Raw genomic sequence first — 694 nt, 5'->3', positions numbered from 1 at the left:
AGCCCAACCTGTAGAAAAGGCCGAAAGCGATACCCAGTACCGGGCTCAGATGGCTCCGGAGCATTTAGAGGCTACCATTAAGGCGATAGAAGTCTTTCAGCGAGAGGTAAGGGGGCTGAGTGGAAAGGGCGTAGATGGACGTATTGATCCGGGGCAAAATACAATAAAAGCCCTGATGTCCTCATCTATGACCGCAGAGGCCGTTCAGTCGGCACGAAGCACATACGCTGCCAGGAAAGTTGAAGCAGAGAAGAAAGCTGAAGAAGTGGCTGCCGAAAAGGCGAGAATTGATGCCATAAGAAATGAACCGGTTACGGAAGAAAATATAGGCAGGGTCATTCGGTCACCAAGGAGTACGGAAGGCGTGGCTGCATATTTATCAGAGTATTTGGTCTACAACCCAAAATTTGTACAGAAGGCTTTGGAAAGGTTGGGGAGTGGTGGCGCAAAAAAAGAGGTGATCATAAATCTGCTATCCATATCTTCAGATTCAACATTGATGCGCTGCGATATTGAGGTGTTGGAGACTATGAAAAATACGTTTAACAAAGTGTTTTTAAATTATAGTTCAGTCGTATACAGCGTCCGGGAAGGGCAACGGCAGGTCGAACGCCTTATAAAACTACTTGAAAGGACAAAAAGCCTCAATCTAAAGGATTTTGCCATTGAAGCGGCAGATAACAAAAAAGATGAT

General features: G+C 45.7%; 1 protein-coding gene. It reads left to right on the top strand.

Features of this window, described 5'->3' with window-relative positions; genetic code table 11:
• Nucleotides 1-694 (top strand): hypothetical protein (locus E1163_RS31740; protein ID WP_185155880.1); only part of this gene is annotated, 694 nt, incomplete at both ends.

Origin of the sequence: Fulvivirga kasyanovii, assembly GCF_009711405.1 — a bacterium.
Lineage (GTDB): Bacteria > Bacteroidota > Bacteroidia > Cytophagales > Cyclobacteriaceae > Fulvivirga > Fulvivirga kasyanovii.
The sequence above is the reverse complement of the archived record's forward strand: the minus strand, read 5'-3'. Positions and strand labels throughout refer to the sequence as shown.